Raw genomic sequence first — 22,961 nt, forward strand, 5'->3', positions numbered from 1 at the left:
CGTCCGGCCGCTGCCGGCCGCTGCCGCACGGGCGTCGTCCGGTCTCATCGGGGGATCAGCAGGGCCGCGTCGGCCTTCTCGGCGCAGGTGCGCAGCGCGTCGGCGGGGGAGCTGCGGCCGAGCAGTACGGCGACGACCGCCTCGCCGACCGCCTGCGATATCTGCGGGTAGGCCGGGTGGACGGGCCGCACCCTGGCGGTTTCCAGTGCCTTGGTGAACACCGGCAGCCCGGTGGTGCGCGCCGAGTACCGCCGCCACTCGGGGCGCCCGGCGGACGCCGTGCTCAGCGGCAGGCTGCCGCCGCCCACCGCCCACCGCACGTCCTGTGCCGGGTCGCCCAGCCAGCGCAGGAACTCGACCGCGGCGCGCGACCGCTGCGGGCCGTTGTCGAAGACGGTCCAGGTGTCGGGGCCGGAGATCGTGCAGGGCCGGCCGCTGTAGGTGGGCGGCGCCACCACGTCGTAGTCGACCTTGCCGGCCACGATGTCCGGCAGTTCCCACGGGCCGGTGGCCATCATGCCCATCCGGCCGCCGATGAAGACCTGGTGCATCTGCTCGCTGCCCGGTTTGGGGTCGACGTAGACGCTCTTGTCGGCGGCGAGCCGCGCCAGGGTGCCCAGCGCCTGTTCCCCGACGTCCTTGAAGCCGATGCCGTGCCCGTCCGGGGCGATGACCTCGCCGCCGAGATCCCACACCAGCGGCCACAGCCGCCAGACGGTGTCCTCGTCGCCGGTGCCGGGCCAGCTCGTACCGAAGGTGCCGCGGCGGGGGTCGGTCAGCAGGCGTGCCGTACGGACGAAGTCGTCCCAGGTCCAGCCCGCCTTGGGGTAGGGCACCCCGGCCTGGCGGAACAGTTGCCTGTTGTAGACGACGCACAGCGAGTCCAGCACGGCGGGCGCGGCCCGCACCTGGCCGTTGAGCTGGACCGCGTCGCGTACCGGTCCCCAGAACCGCGGCCAGTACGCGGTGGCGCGCAGCTCGTCGGTGAGGTCGACGACGCGGGGGCTGCGGGCCACCCGGGCGAGGTCGGCGCCGAAGACGTAGGCGATGTCCGGGTACGAGCCTGCGGCCAGTGCCGCCGTCACCTTCTGGAGCATGGCGTCGGCCACCACGCCGCCGCCCCCGGCGTCGACGCGGATGCGCGACTGGCGGCGGTTGAAGTCGTCGACGAGCGACTGGATGGCCTTGCGGCCGGTGTCGGCCTGGCCGTGCCACAGCTCGACGGTGATCCGGCCGTCGGAGCCGACGCTCCCGGCGTCCGACGCCAGACAGCCGCCGAGGAGTGGTGCGCCGGCCGCGAGCGCGGCGCCGGTGTGCAGGAGGCGGCGCCGTGTCGGCCCGCCCGGAGGCCGGGCGCCCGGTCCGGCGCTCGCGTCGGGTAAGCCTGCCGTGCCCGTGTCCCCGCCCGGTGCGTCGCGCACCACCGGCCACCCCCTCGAAGAACCGGTCCGAGGTCCCGAAGAACCGTTTGCGCCCGCTCCCGGGCCCCCGAGCCGGACGGTCGGGAGCCCTCAAGAGCTAACCAGCAGGCACCGATCGGTGCAATGGTGCTGCCGCGACGGGTGGGGCGCCGCGGGGCACCGGTCTCAGCGCCGCGGCGCCGCGTCCGTGTACGTGAACCGGTCCGCGTCCACCGTGGCGCTCGTGCCGCCCGCCGTCGTGACGGTGACGTGCACCGTGCCCGCCCCGGCCGGCGACGTACTGCTACAGAACGACTCCCCGCAGGACACGTGCGCCGCCGGGGCGCCCCCGAACGAGACCGTGCCGCCCGCGAGGCCCGTGCCCAGGACGTACACCGACGTCCCGCCCCGCGCCGGGCCGCCGCGCACGTTCAGCCCGGTGACCACCGGAGCGGCGGGCGGGGCGGGCGGCGGCCCGGTGTACGCGAACCCCTCCGGGGCGCCGGCGGCGCCGCCCGGCGTGACGACGGTGACGGGCACGGTGCCGGAGCCGCCCGGCGTGGTGGCGGTGCACCGCGTGTCCGTGCAACTCGTCGTTGCGACCCGGTCGTTGCCGAACAGGACGAAGCCGTCGTCCAGGGCGGTGCCGGTGAGCGTCACGGCGGTGCCCCCGGCGCCGGGCCCGGTGGTCGTGCCGATGGCGGTCACCGCGGGCCGGTCCGGTGTCCCGGCGGGCTGCTGCGGGCCGTTGACCGTGTACGTGGACACGTTGTTGGCCGGGTTGACGTCGTCGCGGTGCGCGACGGTGGCCCTGATCACCCCGGACGGCTTCGCCGCGCCCGAGCTGACCTGCACCTTCATGAAGTCGCCGCGGCCGGGCACGCGGGTGCCGCGGAACGTCGCCTCCAGGTGCCGCCCGTCCGGCGACACGGTCTGGTCGAACGTGTAGTCGTAAGGCGTCGAGTACATCAGCGCCCCGCCGGTCTTCAGGCCGGGCGGCAGGTCCACGGTCAGGTGGGTGACCCCGGTGGCGTCGGCCGTGCCGACCGAGGTCCAGCTGACGGAGAAGTTCCCGTAACTGTTGGGCTGCGTAGGGTAGTTGCCCGCCTGCGAGACGGCGACATCGGGGCCGGAGGCGGCGGTGGCGGCGCGGGCGGGGCCCGCCGCGAACAGGGCGGCCGCGGCGAGGAGGAAGGCCGGCCAGGCCGCTGCTAATCGAGTGGTCATGCCCTCCCTCATCGCCCGCACGCCTGTTCCCGTTACGTTACGTCCCTTCCGCCCGCCACACGCGCAGCGGTCCGGCCCTCCGGCACCCGTTCGCCTCGGCCGCCTCCAGGTCGGCGCCCGACTCGTAGCCGACGACCGGCAGGCCGGGCCAGCGGGCGGTGACGGCGGACAGGCACCCGGCCCAGGTGTCGCGCGGATCCCGCCGCGGATCGGCCCGCGAGGTGAAGACGTTGGACAGGCCCACCACCGAGGCGCCGAGCGAGACGACGGCGCCCGCCGTGACGCGCCCGTCGGCGGACCGGCCGCGCAGGAAGCGGGTGCCGCCGTCCGCGAGCAACTCCGGCCGGAACGGGCCGCAGGTGCCCGGTTCCGCTCCCCATGCCTGCGCCCAGGCGAGCAGTTCGCCGGGGGTGCCCGCCACGTCCCAGACCGGTCCGCCGGTCCGCGGCGGAACGGGGGCCGGGGCCCCGGCCGGCCGGTGGATCCACTGCGCCTCGAAGAGCACCTCGAACCCCGCCGCGCTCAGGTCCAGGCACGCGAAACTGTCCTTGACCGAGCAGCCCGGGGACGCGGTGTCGATCCGGTCCAGGAGTTCCGCGGGAGCGCCGCGGAGGCGGTCGGTGAGGGTCACGGCGTCCGGGTAGAGCGGGGGAGTGCGGCGGGAGCCGGTCCAGGCGCCGCCGCCGAAGACGCCCCGTATGCCGTGGGCGCGGCAGACCGTGTCGCACCACTGGGCGTTGTTACGGGCCGCCGCGCGCACCCATGCCGCCCGCTCCGCCGCGTCCGTGACCGCCGCCGTGTCCCCCGGTTCGCTCATACGCCGATCATGGCATCCGGGCAGCCGGCACACCGCCGGGCCCACCGGAACACCACTCGACGGCACCGGTGATGCCGCCTACTATCTGCCGCGACGGCATCGCGTGTCGGTCACCGGCCGGGTGAGACATGGAGGTGTCCGTGAGTTTGCCTTACGGAGGCATTCCACAGTGTCAGTGCAGTTGAACCACACCATCGTCCACTCCCGGGACAACCGGGAGTCCGCCGCATTCCTGGCGCATGTCCTCGGGCTCGAAACCGGTGCGGAATGGGGCCCGTTCATTCCGGTGGACACCGGCAACGGAGTCACCCTGGACTTCGCCACCATCCCCGCCGGGTCGATCGTCCCGCAGCATTACGCGTTCCTCGTCTCGGAGGAGGAATTCGACGCGGCCTTCGCGCGGATCGAGCAGGCGGGCCTGACGTACTACGCCGACCCGCACGGGAAGCAGCCGGGCGAGATCAACCACAACGACGGCGGGCGCGGGGTCTACTTCCACGATCCGTCCGGCCACGGCCTGGAGATCATCACCCGCCCGTACGGCGGGTTCCCGGACGAGGCGGCCCCGGCATCCTCGTGACGCCGTGACGGGGGCGGGCGCCCGTGGCGGCAAGGCCGCGGGCGCCCGCACGACCGTGCCGCGCCCCGCTCACGCCCCCTTGAGCGTGATGGAACCGTTGGTGGTGACGAGGTCGAGCCGGTGCTTGCCGGCCGGGTCGTCGGGTACGCCGAGGCTCTTGTGGCCGTTGTCGGTGTCGGCCGACACCCGGTAGCGGTTGCCCTCGCCACCCGGCACGACCAGCGTGACGGCGCCGTTCGACGTCTTCGCCCGGACGTCCTGCGCCGTGCCCGTGACGAGGTCGATCGCGCCGTTGGACGTCTCCGCCTCGACCCCGCCGCCCTGGAGCCCGCGCCCGTGGATGCGGCCGTTGCTGGTGCGGACGTCGACCGTGCCGGTGACGCCGTCCAGTTCGACCGCCCCGGAACTGGTGCGCACCCGCACGTCGCCCACCTGGGAGAGGCGCACCGCGCCGTTCGAGGTCTCGCCGGTCACCGGCAGGTCCGCCGGTATGTCGACCGTGTAGCCCACCGAGCAGTCGTCCCCGCAGCCGCCGAGCACCAGCACGCCGTTCTCCACCCGGTGACTGGGCTCCTCCGGCCGGTCGCCCCGGTATGCCAGTTTGCGGTGCACGGACACCTTGCCGAGGGATTTCTTGCCGCGCACGGTGACCGAGCCGTTCCCGTTGTCCAGCCGTACGGAAGTGACCCGCGCGGTGAGCGTGGCGTCGTCCTCGTACGTGGACTGGTTCAGGAATCCGCACGCGCCGAGCGCGCTCACACCGATACCGGTCAGCGCAACGGCTCCGAGAACGCGGAGATGACGACGCAAGGAAATTCCCCCTGATGTAGTCGGCACAGCGCACACGGGTCCTGCGCACGCCGCGGATCGCCGCGCGGACCGGCGCGACGATCATGGAGCCTATGGGACGCGCCGCGACGGCCACCATGGGGACAACCCCCGGTTCCGCCGGTGGCTCGCCCCAGGATCCTCAGCCCCGGCTCCCCGCCCCCAGCCCCCGCAGCCGCTCCGGATCGGCCAGGATGTCGATCGCGACGATCCTGCCGCCCGTGATCGTCATGCCCATCACCGACACCGGCACCCCGTTCGTGACCGTGACGAGACCCATCGCCCCGTTCACGAGCGCCGGACGGGCGAACCGCGCCAGCCCCCGGAAGGTGAACGCCTGCCCGGCCACCTGCCGCGCCCCGACGAGCACCTTGGCCGCGCCGGGGAACCTGGCGCCGGTGTCGGCCCTGAGCACCACGTCCGGATCGAGCAGGGCGAGCAGTGCCTCGAAGTCACCGCCGCGCGAGGCGGCGAGGAAGGCGTCGACCACCTCCCGCTGCCGGGCCAGGTCGGCGTCGGGCGTGGTGGCCGCGCCCCGCACCCGGCGGCGCGCCCGGCTGGCGAGCTGCCGCGCCGCGCCCGCGCTGCGCCCGACCACCGGGCCGATCTCCTCGAACGGCACCGCGAACATGTCGTGCAGGACGAACGCGAGGCGTTCGGCCGGCGCCAGCGTCTCCAGCACCACCAGCAGGGCGAGCCCCACCGAGTCGGCCAGCAGCGCCTGGTGCTCCGGGTCCGTACCGTCCGTACCGCTGGCGACGACGGGGTCGGGCACGCGGACACCGGCGGACTCCCCTGCGTCGAGGGACTCCTCGCCCCGCGCCGTACGGGCCCGCAGCATGTCCAGGCACACCCGGCCCACGACGGTCGTCAGCCACCCGCCGAGATTGCCGACCCCGCCGGTCTCCGCGCGGCTGAGCCGCAGCCAGGCCTCCTGCACGGCGTCGTCCGCCTCGCTCAGCGAACCGAGCATGCGGTACGACACCGCCCGCAGATGCGCCCGGTGCTCCTCGAAGCGCTCCGCCAGAAAGTCCTTCTCGTCCACTGGTCACATTCTCCTGTTCGCGTTCCGTCGGTACTCTGACGGATCGGCCCGCCCCGATGTGACAGGCACCCGGCCGGAGACGCCGGACCGCGTCAGTCGAAGCGGATGTGCTTGACGCCCGTCCACGCGCGGCGCAGCCGCCCCCGTAGCGCGCTGTCGGTGTCGGCGGCCAGGTCCAGGCCCGCCGAGGCGGCGATGTGGTCGGCGACCTGCGCGACCGTGAGCCGGTCGGTCCACACGTGCTCGGCGAACTCCGCGCCGCGCAGCCGCTCCAGGCACTCGTCCAGCCGCGCCACGGCGAAACTCTCCCGCCGCAGCGGCGCGTCCTTCCCCGCCACGATCTTCACGGCGTACCCGAAGTTGCGCTCGCGCAGCCGACCGAGCACCGTCCGCCGGTCGGCGAGCAGCGCGAAGTGGCGTACGTCGTGCCCGCGTTCGCGCAGCCGGCCGACGGTCTCGCGGAAATACGCCGGTTCCACGAGCGTCATCGGCACGATCACCGTGCCGGGGTGCCCGGCCAGGGCCAGGTCCAGCACCTCGTACACGCCCTGCCGCCAGGCCGGCAGGTCCTGGAAGTCGCCGCGCAGGGCGGCGGGCATCATGCGGCGCAGGCCGAAGCCGGCGTGTTCGGGGTCGCAGATGACGCTGCCGGGCAGCCGGCGCCGGAGTTCGTGCGCGGTCTGCGTCTTGCCGCCGCCGAACGGGCCGTTGATCCACAGGAGCATGCGCAGCACTCTAAGGCCCGGCGTCCGGCGGCGCCTTGACGCTTCACGGGGCGGGCGTGAAGACGAGTGACGCGTTGTGGCCGCCGAAGCCGAAGGAGTTCGTCAGGGCCGCGGACAGGGCCTGGCGGCGCGGTGCGCCCGTGACGACGTCGAGCTTCACCGCGGGGTCGAGGGTGTCGAGATTCCGGGTCGCCGGAATGACGCCGTCGCGGACGGCCAGGATCGCGGCGAGGGCGCCGAGCGAGCCGGCCGCGCCGAAGAGGTGGCCGGTCATCGACTTGGTCGCGGTGACGGCCGGGTGGGTGCCGATCGCCTCGGTGATCGACTCGGCCTCCGTCAGGTCGCCCGAGGGCGTGGACGTGGCGTGCGCGTGGACGTGGCCGACCGCGAGCGGGGACAGTCCCGCAGCGGACAGCGCCAGCCGCATCGCCCGTACCTGCCCCTCGGGGTGCGCGGCCGTGATGTGGTGGGCGTCCGAGGTGACACCGGCGCCGGCGAGCGTCGCGTGGGCGCGGGCCGCCCGCGCGGCGGCGAATCCGGCGCGCTCCAAGACGACCACCGCCGAGCCCTCGCCGATGACGAAGCCGTCCCGGTCGGCGTCGAACGGACGCGAGGCCCGCGCCGGCTCGTCGTTACGCGTCGAGTGCGCCCTGGCCTGCGCGAACCCGGCCAGCGGCAGCGGGTGGACGCACGCCTCCGCGCCGCCTGCCACGACGACGTCCGCCCGGCCGAGGCGGATCAGGTCCAGGCCCGTTGCGATGGCCTCGGCCCCGGAGGCGCAGGCGCTGACCGGGGTGTGGGCGCCGCCCTTGGCGCCGAGTTCGATGCTGACCCAGGCGGCCGGGCCGTTCGCCATCAGCATCGGCACGGTGTGCGGGGACACGCGCCGCACGCCGGACGTTTCGAGGACGTCGTCCTGGCCGAGCAGGGTGAGCGCGCCCCCGGTCCCGGTGCCGATCACGACGGCCAGCCGCTCCGGGTCGACCTCGGGCGCGCCCGCGTCGGCCCACGCCTCGCGGGCCGCGACGAGCGCCACCTGCTCGCAGCGGTCCATGCGCCGGGCCTGCACCCGGTCCAGGACCTCGCCCGGCTCGGTCTTGAGGCGGCCCGCGATCCGTACCGGCAGGGCCGCCGCCCAGTCCTCCTCGATGGCCCTGATGCCGGACTGCCCGGCCAGCATGCCCGCCCAGGTCGTGGCGGCGTCTCCGCCCAGCGGCGTGGTGGCTCCGAGGCCGGTGACGACGACGTCGTCGGTGACAGTACGCACTGGATGAACCCCCATTGTCGTGTGGATACAACTCCCCGGTCCGAGTGCGGCGGGGGAGTGATCAACTTGTCGCTCACTCTTCCAGGGTTTTGGCGGCTTGTCGGGTGGCGATCCGCACGGAGACCTGCCGCTTGTGCTTGTGGGATTCCTGCAAAAGGAAGGCGCCAGAGTGCTCGGTGCGTACGAGGGGGCCAAGACGTGATGCAGGGCCCTGCCGGTAAGAGGCCGATCACGAGATATCTTGATGTCGAGCAATGTTGCAGACGTGGAGCGGAGCACCCGGTGACTGACTCGACCATCATCTACACACACACTGACGAGGCCCCGGCCCTGGCGACGTATTCGTTCCTGCCGGTGATCGAGGCCTACGCCTCGACGGCCGGGGTCACGGTGGAGAGCCGCGACATCTCCCTGGCGGGCCGGATCATCGCCGGCTTCCCGGAGTGGCTCCAGGAGGAACAGCGCATCGACGACGCCCTCGCCGAGCTCGGCGAGCTGGCGAAGACGCCCGAGGCCAACATCATCAAGCTGCCGAACATCTCGGCCTCCATCCCGCAGCTGAAGGCGGCCGTCGCCGAGCTGCAGGAGCAGGGTTACGCGCTGCCGGACTACCCGGACGACCCGAAGACCGACGAGGAGCGCGACATCCGCGCCCGCTACGACAAGGTCAAGGGCAGCGCCGTCAACCCGGTGCTGCGCGAGGGCAACTCCGACCGCCGCGCCCCCGCCTCGGTGAAGAACTACGCCAAGGCCAACCCGCACCGGATGGGCGCCTGGTCGGCCGACTCGAAGACCGAGGTCGCGCACATGAGCGGCGACGACTTCCGCTCCACCGAGAAGTCCGCGGTCATCGCCGAGGACGGCACCCTGCGCATCGAGCTGGCCGGTGACGACGGCTCCACCACCGTGCTGCGCGAGTCGGTACCGGTGCTCGCGGGCGAGGTCGTGGACGCCTCCGTCATGCGCGTCGCCGTGCTGCGCGAGTTCCTCAAGGAGCAGGTCGCGCGCGCCAAGGCCGAGGGCGTGCTGTTCTCGGTGCACCTCAAGGCCACGATGATGAAGGTCTCCGATCCCATCATCTTCGGTCACGTGGTGCGCGCCTTCTTCCCGAAGACCTTCGCCCAGTACGGTGACGTGCTCGCCAAGGCCGGCCTGACCCCGAACGACGGTCTGGGCGGCATCTGGAAGGGCCTGGAGTCGCTGCCCCAGGGCGAGGAGATCAAGGCATCCTTCGACGCGGAGCTGGCCGAGGGCCCGGACCTGGCCATGGTCGACTCCCACCGGGGCATCACCAACCTGCACGTTCCCAGCGACGTCATCGTCGACGCCTCCATGCCGGCCATGATCCGCACCTCCGGCCACATGTGGAACAAGGACGACCAGGAGCAGGACGCCCTCGCCGTCATCCCGGACAGCAGCTACGCCGGCGTCTACCAGGCCGTCATCGAGGACTGCAAGGCCAACGGCGCGTACGACCCGTCGACCATGGGCTCGGTGCCGAACGTCGGCCTGATGGCGCAGAAGGCCGAGGAGTACGGCAGCCACGACAAGACCTTCGAGATCGCCACCACCGGCACGGTGCGGGTCCTCGACCAGGACGGCAACGCCGTCCTGGAGCAGACGGTCGCCGCCGGCGACATCTTCCGCATGTGCCAGACCAAGGACGTGCCGATCCGCGACTGGGTCAAGCTGGCCGTCTCCCGCGCCCGCGCGACCGGCGACCCGGCCGTGTTCTGGCTGGACGAGGGCCGCGCGCACGACGCGAACCTGATCGCCAAGATCAAGCAGTACCTCCCGGAGCACGACACCGAGGGCCTGACCATCGAGATCATGTCCCCGGTCGAGGCGACGAAGTTCTCCGTCGAGCGCATCCGCCGCGGCGAGAACACCATCTCCGTCACCGGCAACGTGCTGCGCGACTACCTGACCGACCTGTTCCCGATCCTGGAGCTGGGCACCAGCGCCAAGATGCTCTCGGTGGTGCCGCTCATCAACGGCGGCGGCCTGTTCGAGACCGGCGCCGGCGGCTCCGCGCCCAAGCACGTCCAGCAGCTGGTCAAGGAGAACTACCTGCGCTGGGACAGCCTGGGCGAGTTCCTCGCGCTCGCGGTGAGCTTCGAGCACCTCGCGCAGAAGACGGGCAACGCGCGCGCCCAGGTGCTCGCCGACACCCTCGACCGCGCGACCGGCACGTTCCTCGCCGAGAACAAGTCGCCCAGCCGCAAGCTCGGCGGCATCGACAACCGCGGCAGCCACTTCTACCTGGCCCTGTACTGGGCCCAGGAGCTGGCGCGCCAGACCGAGGACACGCAGCTGGCGGAGTCCTTCGCGGCGCTCGCGGCGACGCTGGCCGAGCAGGAGCAGACGATCGTCGACGAGCTGATCGCCGTTCAGGGCTCGCCCGTCGACATCGGCGGCTACTACCGGCCCTCGGTGGCCAAGGCCGCGGCCGTCATGCGCCCGTCGGCCACGCTGAACCAGGCGCTGGCGACGCTCGGCAGCTGATCCGCGACGGGTCCGCCCCGGCCGGCACTTCCGCCCGGCCGGGGCGGACCCGTGTCCGTACGGCTTCCCCGGCAGCCCCTACCCGTCATACCCGGGAGCTACGTGACGGGTGCCCTCCCCAGCGGGACGCCGGCCACACACCGTGATCTGTACCTTCCGTAGCCGGTACGGGGAAACCCTCCCTGGAGGAGATGGAGCACGGTGTTCAAGGTGCGGTTCGTGGGGGAGAACGGGGCGGACGCCCGCCCGGGAAGCAGGAAGCGGCTGCTGGAAGCCGTGACCGGGGTGCCGCGCGCGTTGCGCGAGGACCTGGTGGCGGGAGCCGTCGGCCCGCCGCCGGGGGAGCGGCCCGCCTGGCTGGTCTGGCAGCCGGCCATCGTGCTCGGGCTGTCGACGGGCGCGTTGGGCAGTTGCATCACCACCGTGAACCACGTGGCGTTCGGCCTGCTCCACGGCGCGGGCATGCCCCTCGCCCTGCTGCTCGGCGGCGCCCAGGCGCTGGCGCTCGTCCTGGCGGCGTTCCGGCCGGTGGCGGCCTGGTGGGTGGCGACGGCCGTGATGGTCGCCCTCGTGGCGGTCACGGAATACGCGGCCGCCGGGACAGGGGCGCAGCCGTGGCCGGCCATCGGACCCGCGGCGCTCACCGAGCCACCCTTCGACCGGGGCGGACTGTACCCCTGGACGGGCCCCGGGCTCGCCACGCAGGCCGGGGTGCTGCTCCTGCTGGCGCTGCGGCTCCGTGCGCGAGCGGCAGCCGGAGCGCTGGCGCTCACCTTGGGCGCCGGGTTGGCGTGCGGTGCCGGCACCGCACAGCTCCGGGCCTCCTCCCTCGGCATCGCCACGGCGGTCCTCGTCACCGCCGTCGTGGTCGGCGCCGCGCTGCGCGGCCGCCAAGTGGCCCGTACCGAACTCGTCGTACAAGAGGAGATGACCAGTGAGGAGCGGGCCCGCCGCACACTCCTGGAGGAGCGCAACCGGATCGCCCGCGAACTGCACGACGTGGTCGCCCACCACATGTCGGTGATCTCCATCCAGGCGCAGGTCGCCCCGCACCTGGCCGAGAACCCGTCCGACGCGCTGAAAGAGAACCTCACGGGCATCCGTACGAACGCGGTGGAGGCGCTGACCGAACTGCGACGGGTGCTGGGCGTGCTGCGCTCGGAGGACGCGCCGGGCACGGGCGGCGCCGCCCCGCACACTCCGCAGCCCACCCTCGACCGCCTCGACGAACTCGTCGCCAACGTCCGCAGCGCCGGACTGACGGTCATCACCACACACACCGGCAACCGGCGCCCCCTGTCGCCCGGCGTCGAACTGTCGGCGTTCCGCATCGTGCAGGAGGCGCTCAGCAACGCGATGCGGCACGCGCCCGGCGCGCGCGTCGAAGTGACGATCGCCTACCGCCCGGCCGCCCTCGCCGTACGCGTCACCAACACCGCGCCGGACCGCCCTGTCGCCCCCTCGCCGGGCGCCGGCCACGGCCTGCTCGGCATGCGCGAACGCACCGCCATGCTGGGCGGCGACCTCGCCGCGGGCCCGGCCCCCGGCGGCGGCTACGAAGTCACCGCCGTCCTGCCTCTGGACACCGACCCGCATCCCGCCGACCCCGCCGAGGACACCCCATGAGACCCATCCGCGTGCTCATCGCCGACGACCAGGTCATGGTCCGCCAGGGCTTCACGGTGCTGCTCGACGCCGAGCCCGGCATCGAGGTCGCGGGCCAGGCCGTCGACGGCCTCGACGCCCTCGCCAAGGCCGCCGAACTCGCGCCCGACGTCGTGCTGATGGACATCCGGATGCCCAACCTCGACGGCATCGAGGCCACCCGCCGCCTCGCCGGGGCCGCCGGTACCGGCGTCAAGGTCCTCGTCCTGACCACCTTCGACCTGGACGAGTACGTGTACGAGGCGCTGCGCGCCGGCGCGTCCGGGTTCCTCCTCAAGGACGCGTCGGCCGCCGACCTCGCCCAGGCCGTGCGGGTGGTCGCGGCCGGGGACGCGCTGCTCTCCCCCAACATCACCAAGCGCCTGATCGCCGAGTTCTCCCGGATGACCGGGCAGCCCCGCGCGCCCCTCAAGGACCGCGTCGGCGACCTGACGGAACGCGAGACGGAGGTCCTCTCCCTGGTCGCCCAGGGCCTGTCGAACGCGGAGATCGCCGCCCGCCTGGTGCTGGCCGAGCAGACCGTGAAGACCCACGTGAGCCGCATCCTGGTCAAACTGGGCGTCCGCGACCGCACCCAGGCGGCGGTCTTCGCGTACGAGACGGGCCTGGTCCGCCCGGCCGGCTACTGACCGTCCGCCGCCACGGGCGGTATCAGGTGGTGCAGCCCCTCCGCGCACCTCTTGGCCAGCTCGGCCGACCGCGGCAGCATCAGCCCCTCGTAGGCGCGCACGGCGTCGTCCGTGTCCTCCTGGGCGATCAGCGCCTGGGCCAGGTCGGTGCCGTCGAGCAGCGCGTGGTTGACGCCCACGCCGAGCGGCGGCATCAGGTGCGCGGCGTCCCCCAGCAGGGTCACACCCGGGACGTGGTCCCACACGTGCGGGACGGGCAGCGCGAACAGGGGCCGGTGGGCGAAGTCGCTGTCGGCGCCGAGCATCGCGTAACGCAGCCCCTCGTCCCACCCGTCGAGCATCTCCGAGAGGTACGCACGCGTCGCCGCCTTGTCGCCCAGGTCGAGTCCGGCAACCGTGTGCCAGTCCTGCGGGGCCCGGAACGCCAGGTAGACGCGGATGTGGCCGTTGCTGTTCCGCTGCGCGAACAGGCCCGTGGAGCCGTTCTTCGCCACCATGGTGCCGGGGCCGACCAGCCGCGCCAGGCCGGGGTGGCGTACGTCGGAGTCGTCGAAGCCGGCCTCGACGAAGGTGACGCCGGTGTACCGGGGAAGGGCGTCCGAGACGGCAGGGCGGACCCGCGACCAGGCGCCGTCGGCGCCGACGACCAGGTCGAAGTCCTCGGTGGCGCCGTCCGCGAACACCAGGCGGCCGGTGCCGTCGCCGAGCGGCAGGACGCTGCCGACGGCGCGCCCCCAGCGGACCGTCCCCGGCGCGAGCGAGTCCAGCAGCAGCCCCCGCAGGTGCCCGCGGTCGATCTCCGGCCGGTCCTCCACGCCCGCGCCCTCGTCCCCGGGAGGCCACTGCTGTTCCAGCGCGGCCGCGGTGGCGTGGTCCAGGGCCCGCCACTCCTGGCCTTCGGGGCGGGCCAGCTCGTGGAACCGGTCGAGCACGCCCGCCGCGCGCAGGGCGGCCTGGCCCGTGTCCGGGTGGAGGTCGAGGGAGCCGCCCTGCGAACGGGCGTCCGGGGACGTCTCGCGCTCGAAGACGGTGACGGAGCGGCCGTGGAGCTGCAGGACGCGGGCGCAGGCCAGGCCGCCGGGGCCGGCGCCGACGATCGCGACGCGGGCGTCTCGGGTGAGGTTCATGGGTCCCCCTCCAGGGGTGCACGGAGCGCCGGACCGGACGTCGACGGCACCTTTCCAAAAAAGCACACCCAATAAATAAGTGCAACGACTAAACTTTCGAACCCGATACGCGGCGAGGTAGGCTGAGACCGTGACCGAACCCGCTCCCCGCATCGAGCCGCCCCCGCCCCCCGGCGGCGGCGCCCCCCTCGGCCGCCGCGAACGCAAGAAGGCCCAGACCCGCCAGGCCCTCGCCGACGCCGCCCTGCGGCTCTTCCTGGAGCGTGGCTACGAACAGGTCGGCGTCAAGGAGATCGCCGACGCCGCCGACGTTTCGGTGACGACCCTGTTCAAGCACTTCCCCGGCAAGGAAGCGCTCGTCTTCGACCGGGACGACGACATCGAGGCCGCCCTCGTCGCCGCCGTACGCGACCGGGCCCCCGGCCAGTCGATCCTGCAAGCCCTCCGTGCGTACGTCCTGCGCAGCGAGAAAGACGTCACGCACCCCGAGATCGCCGCGTTCCTGCGCCTGGTGTCCGAGACCCCGGCGCTGCGCGACTACGCCCGGCGCATGTGGATGCGCCACGAATCGGCCCTGGCCCGCGCCATCGCCGAGCAGGTCGGCGCCCCCGAGGACGACGCCACCTGCGCCGCCCTGGCCCACTTCGCCCTCGCCTCCCGCAACCTCGCCGACCGGCACCCCGCGCCCCGCCGGGCCACCGAAGAGATCTTCGACCTGCTGGAGCGGGGATGGGAGGCGGTACGCCCGGGAGGCTGACCGGTCAGCGGCGGGGCTTGCCCCGCCGGGCGCCCTTCGGGGCGCCGGAGCCGCCGCGCGGGCCGCGGGCGCCCTTGCCGGCCGGCTTGCCCGCGGCAGGCTTACGAGCGCCCGTCTTGCCGGCGCCCGCCTTACCGGGCTGCTTGGGCTTCGCCTTGGCCGCGGCCTCCGGCTGGGTGCGGCCGCGGGTGCTGTTGACGGTCCGGCCGCGGACGATGCCGATGAAGTCCTCGACCCGGTCGGTCGTTCGCTCCTCCGGCCAGGCCAGCGCGACCCGGGACTGGGGCGCGTCCGTCAGCGTCCGGTACTTGAGGTCCTTGCGGTGGTACAGCCGGGCCAGCGACTGCGGCACGACGAGCAGGCCGATGCCCGCCGCCACCAGCTCGACGGCGTCCGCCGTCGTCGCGGGGCGCTCGAAGGCGGGCTGCCCCGGCGGGCGCTCCCAGCCGAGGGTGTCGTCGAGGGGGTGCAGCACGATCTCGTCGGCCAGGTCCTCGACGGCGACCTCGTCGGCGGCGGTGAAGAGGTGGTCCTTCGGGACCACGACCACCGTCGTCTCCTCATAGAGGGGAATCGCGCTGAAGTACGTCCGGTCGGCAGGCAGCCGTACGAAACCCGCGTCGGCGCCGCCGTCCCGCAGCACGCCGTACGCCTCGGCGGCGGGCGTCGCGATGAGCTCCAGCGGAACGTCGGGCAGCCGCTCGTTCCAGATACGCACCCACTTGGTGGGCGTCACCCCCGGGACGTACGCGAGCCGGAACGAGAGGGTTTCTTCCGAGCCTGTCACTCCGCCAGGTTACCGGTCGTGGTCAGCGGTAGCGCACACGATCGATACCCTTGACGGCATGACGTCGCACCAGAACACCCAGACGATGAAGCCCGCGACCGCGGCGAAGAAGCTGGGTGTGTACCTCGAAGCCACCCCCGCCGAGTTCCAGGAGGGTGTCGTCTCGCGCGCCGAGCTGAACGCGCTGCAGACCGACCCGCCCGAGTGGCTGCGGGAGCTGCGACAGAACGGCCCCCACCCCCGCCCCGTCGTCGCCGCGAAGCTGGGCGTCTCCATCTCGGGCCTCGCCCGCGGCGGAGTCACCGAAGCCCTCACCACGGAGCAGATCGACGCGCTCAAGGCCGAGTCCCCCGAGTGGCTCCAGAAGGAGCGCGCCACCCAGGCCGAGGTCCGCAAGGAAACCGTGCGGATCAAGGAGAAGAACAAGGAGAAGCAGGCGAAGCAGGAGCAGCGCGACCAGTAGCGCTCCACTCGGGAGCCGCTGATCACACGCTCCCGAAGCGGAACCGGCCGACCGGGCCCCGGCGTACGCGATACGCCGGCCCGGTCGGCCGACGCGTTTCCGGCCGCGAGCGCAGCCGCACCTCCACCCCCTCAGCCCCCTCCCTGTCAACCATGAAACCACCATTGCATAAACCTGCTGCCCTACGTATAGTCATGCCCTCAAGGAGGAGGGTCCATGGCAGTACGAGCAGCAGTGGCCGGAGCGAGCGGGTACGCCGGGGGTGAGGTTCTCCGGCTGCTCCTGGGGCGCCCGGACGTGGAGATCGGGGCGCTGACCGCGCACGCCAACGCGGGGCAGCGCCTCGGAGCGGTGCAGCCGCACCTGGTGCCGCTGGCCGCACGGGAACTGGTCGCCACCACGGCCGAGGCCCTGGCCGGGCACGATGTCGTCTTCCTGGCCCTGCCGCACGGGCAGTCCGCCGCGGTGGCCGAGGCGCTGGGCCCCGAGGTGCTCGTGGTGGACTGCGGCGCCGACTTCCGGCTGGCGGACGCCGCGGCCTGGGAACGGTTCTACGGCTCGCCGCACGCCGGCACCTGGCCGTACGGGCTGCCCGAACTGCCCGGCGCCCGGGAGGCGCTGCGCACCACCCGGCGGATCGCGGTGCCGGGCTGCTACCCGACCGCGGTGACGCTGGCCCTCTTCCCGGCGTACGCGGCGGGGCTCGCCGAGCCCGAGGCCGTGATCGTCGCGGCCACCGGCACCTCCGGCGCCGGCAAGGCGCTCAAGCCGCACCTGCTGGGCAGCGAGGTGATGGGCTCGATGAGCCCGTACGGCGTGGGCGGGGCGCACCGGCACACGCCGGAGATGGCGCAGAATCTGAGCGCCGCGGCGGGGGAGCCGGTCACCGTCTCCTTCACGCCGACGCTCGCGCCCATGTCCCGCGGCATCCTGGCCACCTGCTCGGCCAAGGCCAGGCCCGGCGTGGACGGCGCGGACCTGCGGGCGGCGTACGAGAAGGCGCTGGGCGACGAGCCGTTCGCCCACCTGCTCCCGGAGGGGCAGTGGCCGTCCACCGCGGCCGTGTACGGGTCCAACAGCGCGCTGGTGCAGGTGGCGCACGACGCGGCGGCCGGCCGGATCGTCGTGGTCGCCGCCATCGACAACCTGACGAAGGGCACCGCGGGCGGCGCGGTGCAGAGCATGAACATCGCCCTCGGCCTCGACGAGGCCACCGGGCTCTCTACGATCGGAGTCGCACCGTGAGCGTCACGGCAGCCAAGGGATTCTCGGCGGCGGGCATCGCCGCCGGGATCAAGGAGAACGGGAGCCCGGACCTCGCCCTGGTGGTGAACAACGGTCCGCGACTGGCCGCCGCAGGCGTCTTCACCGCCAACCGCGTCAAGGCCGCGCCGGTGCTCTGGTCGGAGCAGGTGCTCAAGGGGGGCCGGGTCTCGGCCGTGGTCCTCAACTCGGGCGGCGCCAACGCCTGCACGGGCCCCGAGGGCTTCCAGGACACCCACGCCACCGCGGAGAAGGCCGCCGAGGTGCTCCCCGGGCACAGCGCCGGCGAGGTCGCCGTCGCCTCGACCGGGCTGATCGGCGTACGGCTGCCGATGGACCGGCTGCTGCCGGGCATCGAGAAGGCCGCCGCCGACCTCAGCGTGCTCGGCGGCCAGAAGGCCGCGATCGCGATCAAGACCACCGACAGCGTGCACAAGACCGCCGTGGTCGGCGGGGACGGCTGGACGGTCGGCGGCATGGCCAAGGGCGCCGGCATGCTCGCGCCGGGGCTGGCCACCATGCTCGTCGTGCTGACCACCGACGCCGACCTGGAAGCGCCGGTCCTGGACCGGGCGCTGCGCGACGCGACCCGGACCACCTTCGACCGGGTCGACTCCGACGGCTGCATGTCCACGAACGACACGGTGCTGCTGCTGGCCTCCGGGGCGTCCGGGGCGGTGCCGGAGTACGACGCGTTCGCGGACGCGGTCCGCACGGTCTGCGACGACCTGGCGCGGCAGCTCATCGGCGACGCGGAGGGCGCGAGCAAGGACATCAGGATCGAGGTGGTGGGCGCGGCCAGCGAGGACGACGCCGTCGAGGTGGGCCGGTCCATCGCCCGTAACAACCTGCTGAAGTGCGCCATCCACGGCGAGGACCCGAACTGGGGGCGGGTGCTGTCCGCCATCGGCACCACGTCGGCCGTCTTCGACCCGGACCGGCTGAACGTCGCCATCAACGACGTGTGGGTCTGCAAGAACGGTTCGGTGGGCGAGGACCGGGACCTGGTGGACATGCGCTACCGGGAGGTGCGGATCACCGCCGACCTCAGCGCCGGCACCGAGTCCGCGGTGATCTGGGCGAACGACCTCACCGCCGACTACGTCCACGAGAACAGCGCGTACGCGTCATGAGCACCCGCAAGCACACCGCGCTGCCCAAGGCCCGCACGCTCATCGAGGCGCTGCCCTGGCTGACCCGGCACCACGGCAAGACCGTCGTGATCAAGTTCGGCGGCAACGCCATGGTCGACGAGGAGCTCAAGGCCGCCTTCGCGCAGGACGTGGTCTTCCTGCGGCACGCCGGGCTGCGGCCGGTCGTCGTACACGGCGGCGGCCCGCAGATCAGCGCCCAGCTCGACAAGGTCGGCCTGAAATCGGAGTTCAAGGCGGGCCTGCGGGTCACCACGCCCGAGGCGATGGACGTCGTACGCATGGTGCTCGCCGGGCAGGTGCAGCGGGAACTGGTCGGGCTGCTCAACCAGCACGGCCCGCTCGCCGTCGGCATGACCGGCGAGGACGCCCGGCTGATGTCGGCCACGCGGCACTACGCCGAGGTGGACGGCGAGCGGGTGGACATCGGCCGGGTCGGCGAGGTCACCGGGGTCGACCCGGGCGCCGTGCTGGCGCTGCTGGACGACGGCCGCATCCCGGTCATCTCCTCCGTCGCCCGCAGCGCCGACGAGGGCGACGACACCGGCGTCTACAACGTCAACGCCGACACCGCGGCGGCCGCCCTGGCCGCGGCCCTCGGCGCCGAGACGCTGATGGTCCTCACCGACGTGGAGGGCCTGTACGAGGACTGGCCGCTCAGCGACGAGGTGATCTCCCGGCTCACCGCCACCGAACTGGAGAAGCTGCTGCCCGAACTGGCCAGCGGCATGGTGCCCAAGATGCGGGGCTGCCTGTACGCCGTACGCAACGGTGTGCGCACCGCCAGGGTGATCGACGGGCGGGTCCAGCACGCGATCCTGCTGGAGATCTTCACGGACGAGGGAATCGGCACGATGGTCGTGCCGGACACACAGACGGACGAGGCAGGGGGAACGGCATGAGCGGCGACCCGGCGAGCGGCACGACGCCCGGCACGGCGGCCAACTCGGCCCTCACCGAGCGCTGGCAGGGCTCGATGATGGACAACTTCGGCACACCGCGCGTGCCCCTGGTACGCGGCGAGGGCGTACGGCTCTGGGACGCCGACGGCAACGACTACCTCGACTTCCTCGGCGGCATCGCCGTCAACGCCCTCGGCCACGCGCACCCCGCCGTCGTCCGCGCGGTCTCCCGGCAGATCGCCACCCTCGGCCACGTCTCCAACCTTTTCGTCGCCGAACCCACCGTCGCGCTGGCCGAACGGCTCCTGGGCCTCGCCGGCCGCCCCGGCCGGGTCTACTTCTCCAACTCCGGAGCCGAGGCCAACGAAGCCGCCTTCAAGATCGGCCGGCTCACCGGGCGCACCCGCATGGTCTCCACCACCGGCGGCTTCCACGGCCGCACCATGGGCGCCCTCGCACTCACCGGCCAGCCCGCCAAGCAGGACCCTTTCCGGCCGCTTCCCGGCGACGTCGACTTCGTCCCGTACGGTGACGCCGAAGCGCTGCGCGCCGCCGTCACCACCGACACCGCCCTGGTGATCCTGGAACCCCTCCAGGGCGAGAACGGCGTCGTCGTCCCGCCGCCCGGCTACCTGGCGGCCGCCCGCGAGATCACCGCCGCCACCGGCACCCTCCTCGTCCTGGACGAGATCCAGACCGGCATCGGCCGCACGGGCCACTGGCTGGCCTCACAGGCCCAGGGCGTCGAAGCCGACGTGATCACGCTGGCCAAGGGCCTCGGCGGCGGCCTGCCCATCGGCGCCACCCTCGCCTTCGGCCCGGCCGCCGACCTGCTGACCCCCGGCTCGCACGGCTCGACGTTCAGCGGCAACCCGGTCGTGTGCGCGGGCGCGCTCGCGGTCCTCGACACCATCGAGGCCGACGGCCTCCTCGACCACGTCAAGCGGGTGGGCGAGCGGCTGCGTGGCGGGATCGAGGCGTCGGCGCACCCGCTCGTCGGCCAGGTCCGCGGCGCGGGTCTCCTCCTGGGTATCGTCTTGACCGAGCCCGTCGCACCACAGGTGCAGCGAGCGGCTCAGGACGCGGGCCTCCTGGTGAACGCGGTCGCGCCGGACGTCGTCCGGCTCGCCCCGCCGCTGATCGTCTCCGACGACGAAGCGGATACGTTCCTCCGGAAGCTCCCCGCCGTCCTCGACACGGCCCTCGCAGGGGCACACGGGGTACAACGATCCGGAGACTGACGACAACGATGACCGAGGCGCAGGACAACGAGACGCTGCACGGCGGCCCTGCCGTACCGCAGACCCGCACCGCCCGCCACCGCCGGATCGTGGACATCCTCAACCGGCAGGCCGTCCGCTCGCAGAGCCAGCTCGCCAAGCTGCTCGCCGACGACGGCCTGACCGTCACCCAGGCCACCCTCTCGCGCGACCTGGACGAACTGGGCGCCGTGAAGATCCGCAACACCGGCGGCGAGCTGATCTACGCGGTACCGAGCGAGGGCGGCGACCGCAAACCGCGGGCGCCCCTGGGAGAGTCGGCCAAGGAGGAGCGGATGCGCAGGCTCTCGGGCGAACTCCTCATCTCCGCCGAGGCGTCCGCCAACCTCGTCGTCCTGCGCACCCCGCCCGGCGCCGCCCAGTTCCTCGCCTCCGCCATCGACCAGGCCGAACTGCACGACATCCTCGGCACCATCGCCGGCGACGACACCCTGATGCTCATCAGCCGCGACCCGGCCGGCGGCCAGGCACTCGCCGACCACCTGCTGCAACTGGCGCAAAAGGCACGCTGAACCGCCCGGTCCGCGCCGCGCCGCCGGCCCGGCCGCTGTACTGGGGGGCCCGTCCCGGCCGCGGCGGCCGGGCGGTTCGGGAGGACCGATGCTGGCAGTACGCGCAAGAGCGCTGTTCGACGGCGTGGGGCCGGGGCTCGTCGAACGCCCCACGGTACTGATCGAGCACGGCCGGATCGCCGCCGTCCAGCCCGGCGGCACACCGGTGATCGGCGCCGAGGTCCTCGACGTGGGCGCCGCCACCCTCCTCCCCGGCTTCATCGACACCCACACCCACCTGGCATTCGACGCGAGCACCGACGTCGTCGGCCGGCTCACCGACGCCGACGACGACACCCTCCTCGACCGGATCAGGGCCGCCGCGCAGGCGTCCCTGGCCGCCGGGGTGACGACCGTACGAGACCTCGGCGACCGCGGCTACCTCACCCTGCGCCTCCGCGCCGAAACCGCACAGGACCCCGCCGCCGGCCCGCACATCGTCGCCTCCGGACCACCCCTGACCACCACCCGCGGCCACTGCTGGTTCCTCGGCGGCCGCGCGGAAGGCGTGGACGGCGTCCGCGCCGCCGTACGGGAACGGGCCGAGCGCGGCGTGGACGTCGTCAAGGTCATGGTGACCGGCGGCGACCTCACCCCCGGCTCGGACCCGTACAGCGTCCAGTACCGGCGCGACGAACTGCACGCCATCGTCGACGAGGCCCACCACCACGGCCTCCCGGTCACCGCCCACGCCCACGCCGTCACGGGCATCCGCGAAGCGGTCACCACCGGCTTCGACACGATCGAACACTGCTTCTTCCTCACCGAGACCGGCGTCGACTTCGACCGCCGGGTGATCGAGGAAATGGCCCGCCGGGGCGTGACCGCCTCCCTCACCCTCGGCGCCCTCCCCGGCGGCCCGCCCCCACCACCCCACATCGCCCGCCGCATCCCGTCCCTCGTCACCGGCCTGGCCACCCTCCGCGAAGCCGGCGTCACCATGGCCCTCGGCAGCGACTCCGGCATCTTCCCGGTCAAGGCCCACGGCAGCTACCCCCACGGCATCACCGCCATGACCGACTTCGGCTTCACCCCGGCCCAGGCCCTGCGCGCCGCCACCTCGACGGCAGCCATGATCTGCGGCCTGGGCGGCCGAAAAGGCCGCATCGCCGCCGGCCACGACGCAGACCTGATCGCAGTAGGCGGCGACCCCCTCACCAACGCGGCGGCAGTACACGACGTGGTGGCGGTGGTGAGAGGAGGAGTGAGAGTGGGCTGAGAAACGGCGCACGCGCAGGGCACCGCCTCCACTCACCGCCCACCCCCGTCCTGTCCCTTTCCCTGCAACTCCGCCCACACCCGCTTGCCCCACGGCAGCGGATCGGCTCCCCACGCCACCGCCAGCCCGGCCACGAGCAACAAACCGCGCCCACTCGCGTCCTCGCCATCCGGCTCGCGGAGCCCGGGGAGCTTCACCGACTTGTCCACGACACCGATACGCACCCGGCCCGCCCCCGGCCGGGCGACCGAGACCCGAATGGACCGGCACCGCGCGTACCGAACAGCATTGGACACCAACTCGGACACGACCAGAGCACCGTCCTCGGCCAACTCCTCCAGACCCCAGACGGCTACGGCGACGCGCACCAGACGTCTGGCGGTGGCCGCGCTTTCGGGGATGCGGGGGAGGGTCTCGGTGTAACCCGGAGACCCGGTAGGGCGGGATGTGGTCACGATCATAAGGACCCTCGTCCATGAGCGGGCGCCATTGCGGCCTGCCACTCAGTGAACGCCGAGTCGTGACGGAGCGTGAGGAAAAGTGATGGCGCTGTGCAGGGTGGGCGACCGGAAATTTCGCAGCTGCTCCGGCGCCTAGATCGCCGGTACTGGCTACCTTGAGGGTGTGGAGGCGAATAGGCACTTGGCAGTCGCGCTCAGCCAAGCCGGGCTGACCCAAGCCGAGTTGGCGGAGGCGGTGAACGATTACCTGCGGTCCCTCGGCCGAGAGGGGACGGTCAGCGATCGCACCGTACGGTACTGGCTGAACGGAAA

The 22,961-nt window shown here is 73.0% G+C and carries 22 protein-coding genes; 12 read left to right on the forward strand and 10 right to left on the reverse strand.

Features of this window, described 5'->3' with window-relative positions; genetic code table 11:
• Positions 1 to 44: 44 nt before the first annotated feature.
• From ACH4OW_RS03895 to ACH4OW_RS03905, 3 genes are all read right to left on the reverse strand, one after another.
• Positions 45 to 1,319 (reverse strand): extracellular solute-binding protein, encoded by a 1,275-nt coding sequence (locus tag ACH4OW_RS03895; protein ID WP_360135416.1) that lies wholly within the window; start codon positions 1,317 to 1,319, stop codon positions 45 to 47.
• A 267-nt stretch (positions 1,320 to 1,586) separates the two neighbouring features.
• Positions 1,587 to 2,627 carry an IPT/TIG domain-containing protein gene (locus ACH4OW_RS03900; RefSeq protein ID WP_398024741.1) on the reverse strand — a complete coding sequence of 347 codons (1,041 nt, stop codon included), beginning with the start codon at positions 2,625 to 2,627 and terminating at the stop codon, positions 1,587 to 1,589.
• Between the two features lie 37 nt (positions 2,628 to 2,664).
• Positions 2,665 to 3,444 (reverse strand): hypothetical protein, encoded by a 780-nt coding sequence (locus tag ACH4OW_RS03905; protein ID WP_398024743.1) that lies wholly within the window; start codon positions 3,442 to 3,444, stop codon positions 2,665 to 2,667.
• Positions 3,445 to 3,613: 169 nt separating this feature from the next.
• Between ACH4OW_RS03905 and ACH4OW_RS03910 the strand changes: the two genes are divergently transcribed.
• A complete protein-coding gene (locus ACH4OW_RS03910) occupies positions 3,614 to 4,024 on the forward strand; it encodes a VOC family protein (RefSeq protein ID WP_360135323.1) in 411 nt (136 codons plus the stop codon).
• Positions 4,025 to 4,093: 69 nt separating this feature from the next.
• Here ACH4OW_RS03910 and ACH4OW_RS03915 read toward each other — a convergent pair whose 3' ends face one another.
• From ACH4OW_RS03915 to ACH4OW_RS03930, 4 genes are all read right to left on the reverse strand, one after another.
• Positions 4,094 to 4,834, reverse strand: a complete 741-nt coding sequence (locus ACH4OW_RS03915; protein ID WP_398024746.1) for a DUF4097 family beta strand repeat-containing protein — start codon at positions 4,832 to 4,834, stop codon at positions 4,094 to 4,096.
• A 160-nt stretch (positions 4,835 to 4,994) separates the two neighbouring features.
• Positions 4,995 to 5,897, reverse strand: a complete 903-nt coding sequence (locus ACH4OW_RS03920; RefSeq protein ID WP_360135319.1) for a sigma-70 family RNA polymerase sigma factor — start codon at positions 5,895 to 5,897, stop codon at positions 4,995 to 4,997.
• A 92-nt stretch (positions 5,898 to 5,989) separates the two neighbouring features.
• Positions 5,990 to 6,622: an AAA family ATPase gene (locus ACH4OW_RS03925; protein WP_360135317.1), complete on the reverse strand. Its 633-nt coding sequence runs from the start codon at positions 6,620 to 6,622 to the stop codon at positions 5,990 to 5,992.
• 43 nt (positions 6,623 to 6,665) lie between these two features.
• The gene (locus tag ACH4OW_RS03930) at positions 6,666 to 7,889 is read right to left on the reverse strand and encodes a beta-ketoacyl-ACP synthase II (RefSeq protein ID WP_360135315.1); all 1,224 of its coding nucleotides are present in this window, start codon (positions 7,887 to 7,889) and stop codon (positions 6,666 to 6,668) included.
• A gap of 282 nt (positions 7,890 to 8,171) precedes the next feature.
• On the opposite strand from ACH4OW_RS03930, the gene ACH4OW_RS03935 reads away from it, so the two are divergent.
• From ACH4OW_RS03935 to ACH4OW_RS03945, 3 genes are all read left to right on the forward strand, one after another.
• Positions 8,172 to 10,394 (forward strand): NADP-dependent isocitrate dehydrogenase, encoded by a 2,223-nt coding sequence (locus ACH4OW_RS03935; RefSeq protein WP_398024749.1) that lies wholly within the window; start codon positions 8,172 to 8,174, stop codon positions 10,392 to 10,394.
• A gap of 201 nt (positions 10,395 to 10,595) precedes the next feature.
• Positions 10,596 to 12,020, forward strand: coding sequence for a sensor histidine kinase (locus ACH4OW_RS03940; RefSeq protein ID WP_398024752.1), 1,425 nt, complete (start codon positions 10,596 to 10,598; stop codon positions 12,018 to 12,020).
• The gene (locus tag ACH4OW_RS03945; protein WP_398024754.1) at positions 12,017 to 12,688 is read left to right on the forward strand and encodes a response regulator; all 672 of its coding nucleotides are present in this window, start codon (positions 12,017 to 12,019) and stop codon (positions 12,686 to 12,688) included. The genes ACH4OW_RS03940 and ACH4OW_RS03945 overlap by 4 nt, the downstream gene beginning before the upstream one ends.
• On the opposite strand, the gene ACH4OW_RS03950 is transcribed toward ACH4OW_RS03945, so the two are convergent.
• Positions 12,682 to 13,815: an FAD-dependent oxidoreductase gene (locus ACH4OW_RS03950; protein WP_398024756.1), complete on the reverse strand. Its 1,134-nt coding sequence runs from the start codon at positions 13,813 to 13,815 to the stop codon at positions 12,682 to 12,684. The genes ACH4OW_RS03945 and ACH4OW_RS03950 overlap by 7 nt on opposite strands.
• A gap of 130 nt (positions 13,816 to 13,945) precedes the next feature.
• Between ACH4OW_RS03950 and ACH4OW_RS03955 the strand changes: the two genes are divergently transcribed.
• Positions 13,946 to 14,572 carry a TetR/AcrR family transcriptional regulator gene (locus tag ACH4OW_RS03955; RefSeq protein ID WP_398024758.1) on the forward strand — a complete coding sequence of 209 codons (627 nt, stop codon included), beginning with the start codon at positions 13,946 to 13,948 and terminating at the stop codon, positions 14,570 to 14,572.
• A 4-nt stretch (positions 14,573 to 14,576) separates the two neighbouring features.
• On the opposite strand, the gene ACH4OW_RS03960 is transcribed toward ACH4OW_RS03955, so the two are convergent.
• Positions 14,577 to 15,359 (reverse strand): LysR family transcriptional regulator substrate-binding protein, encoded by a 783-nt coding sequence (locus ACH4OW_RS03960; protein ID WP_360135303.1) that lies wholly within the window; start codon positions 15,357 to 15,359, stop codon positions 14,577 to 14,579.
• A 58-nt stretch (positions 15,360 to 15,417) separates the two neighbouring features.
• On the opposite strand from ACH4OW_RS03960, the gene ACH4OW_RS03965 reads away from it, so the two are divergent.
• The 7 genes from ACH4OW_RS03965 to ACH4OW_RS03995 all read left to right on the forward strand — a co-directional run bounded on the left by ACH4OW_RS03965 (position 15,418) and on the right by ACH4OW_RS03995 (position 22,188).
• A complete protein-coding gene (locus tag ACH4OW_RS03965; RefSeq protein ID WP_360135301.1) occupies positions 15,418 to 15,822 on the forward strand; it encodes a DUF5997 family protein in 405 nt (134 codons plus the stop codon).
• A gap of 216 nt (positions 15,823 to 16,038) precedes the next feature.
• The gene (gene argC, locus ACH4OW_RS03970) at positions 16,039 to 17,067 is read left to right on the forward strand and encodes an N-acetyl-gamma-glutamyl-phosphate reductase (protein WP_398024762.1); all 1,029 of its coding nucleotides are present in this window, start codon (positions 16,039 to 16,041) and stop codon (positions 17,065 to 17,067) included.
• Entirely contained in the window at positions 17,064 to 18,218 is a 1,155-nt protein-coding gene (argJ, locus tag ACH4OW_RS03975; protein ID WP_360135297.1) for a bifunctional glutamate N-acetyltransferase/amino-acid acetyltransferase ArgJ, read from the forward strand. Before argC ends, argJ begins: the two co-directional genes overlap by 4 nt.
• Positions 18,215 to 19,138, forward strand: a complete 924-nt coding sequence (argB, locus tag ACH4OW_RS03980; protein ID WP_360135295.1) for an acetylglutamate kinase — start codon at positions 18,215 to 18,217, stop codon at positions 19,136 to 19,138. Before argJ ends, argB begins: the two co-directional genes overlap by 4 nt.
• Positions 19,135 to 20,379, forward strand: coding sequence for an acetylornithine transaminase (locus ACH4OW_RS03985; protein WP_360135293.1), 1,245 nt, complete (start codon positions 19,135 to 19,137; stop codon positions 20,377 to 20,379). Before argB ends, ACH4OW_RS03985 begins: the two co-directional genes overlap by 4 nt.
• Before the next feature lie 8 nt (positions 20,380 to 20,387).
• The gene (locus ACH4OW_RS03990; protein WP_360135291.1) at positions 20,388 to 20,930 is read left to right on the forward strand and encodes an arginine repressor; all 543 of its coding nucleotides are present in this window, start codon (positions 20,388 to 20,390) and stop codon (positions 20,928 to 20,930) included.
• 88 nt (positions 20,931 to 21,018) lie between these two features.
• Positions 21,019 to 22,188 carry an amidohydrolase family protein gene (locus ACH4OW_RS03995; protein ID WP_398024765.1) on the forward strand — a complete coding sequence of 390 codons (1,170 nt, stop codon included), beginning with the start codon at positions 21,019 to 21,021 and terminating at the stop codon, positions 22,186 to 22,188.
• A gap of 32 nt (positions 22,189 to 22,220) precedes the next feature.
• Here the strand turns inward: ACH4OW_RS03995 and ACH4OW_RS04000 are convergent, their stop codons facing one another.
• Complete coding sequence (locus ACH4OW_RS04000; protein ID WP_398024768.1) at positions 22,221 to 22,649, reverse strand: ATP-binding protein; 429 nt, start codon at positions 22,647 to 22,649, stop codon at positions 22,221 to 22,223.
• Positions 22,650 to 22,961 lie beyond the last annotated feature (312 nt).

It is taken from the genome of Streptomyces sp. NPDC017056 (assembly GCF_044332485.1).
Classification (GTDB): domain Bacteria; phylum Actinomycetota; class Actinomycetes; order Streptomycetales; family Streptomycetaceae; genus Streptomyces.

Coding starts and splice junctions, on each gene's coding strand:
- ACH4OW_RS03900 (WP_398024741.1), bottom strand. CDS start 2,627: ATGACCACTCGATTAGCAGCGGCCTGGCCGGCCTTCCTCCTCGCCGCG.
- ACH4OW_RS03905 (WP_398024743.1), bottom strand. CDS start 3,444: ATGAGCGAACCGGGGGACACGGCGGCGGTCACGGACGCGGCGGAGCGG.
- ACH4OW_RS03925 (WP_360135317.1), bottom strand. CDS start 6,622: ATGCTCCTGTGGATCAACGGCCCGTTCGGCGGCGGCAAGACGCAGACC.
- ACH4OW_RS03945 (WP_398024754.1), top strand. CDS start 12,017: ATGAGACCCATCCGCGTGCTCATCGCCGACGACCAGGTCATGGTCCGC.
- ACH4OW_RS03950 (WP_398024756.1), bottom strand. CDS start 13,815: ATGAACCTCACCCGAGACGCCCGCGTCGCGATCGTCGGCGCCGGCCCC.
- ACH4OW_RS03965 (WP_360135301.1), top strand. CDS start 15,418: ATGACGTCGCACCAGAACACCCAGACGATGAAGCCCGCGACCGCGGCG.
- argC (WP_398024762.1), top strand. CDS start 16,039: ATGGCAGTACGAGCAGCAGTGGCCGGAGCGAGCGGGTACGCCGGGGGT.
- argB (WP_360135295.1), top strand. CDS start 18,215: ATGAGCACCCGCAAGCACACCGCGCTGCCCAAGGCCCGCACGCTCATC.
- ACH4OW_RS03985 (WP_360135293.1), top strand. CDS start 19,135: ATGAGCGGCGACCCGGCGAGCGGCACGACGCCCGGCACGGCGGCCAAC.
- ACH4OW_RS03990 (WP_360135291.1), top strand. CDS start 20,388: ATGACCGAGGCGCAGGACAACGAGACGCTGCACGGCGGCCCTGCCGTA.
- ACH4OW_RS03995 (WP_398024765.1), top strand. CDS start 21,019: ATGCTGGCAGTACGCGCAAGAGCGCTGTTCGACGGCGTGGGGCCGGGG.
- ACH4OW_RS04000 (WP_398024768.1), bottom strand. CDS start 22,649: ATGATCGTGACCACATCCCGCCCTACCGGGTCTCCGGGTTACACCGAG.